Raw genomic sequence first — 357 nt, 5'->3', positions numbered from 1 at the left:
GCCCTTCTGCTAGGTTTCGGGAATCTATACAGCCTGTTGAGGTCACTTTTCTAACTTTCTTCTAGGTTTCGGGAATCAATAGGGCTTATTGGGGTCACTTTTCTAACTTTCTGCTAGTTTTCAGGAATCTATACGGCTTGTTGGGGTCATTTTTCTGTACTTCCGCTAGGTTTCGGGAATCTATACAGCCTATTGAGTTCATTTTTCTGCACTTCTGCTAGGTTTCGGGAATCTATACGGCCTATTGAGTTCATTTTTCTGCCCTTCTGCTAGGTTTCGGGAATCTATACGGCTTGTTGAGGTCGTTTTTCTAACTTTCTGCTAGTTTTCAGGAATCAATACGGCCTATTGAGGTCA

Source organism: Cytobacillus praedii, from assembly GCF_001439605.1.
Classification (GTDB): domain Bacteria; phylum Bacillota; class Bacilli; order Bacillales; family Cytobacillaceae; genus Cytobacillus; species Cytobacillus praedii.
Note: the sequence above shows the minus strand (reverse complement) of the source record.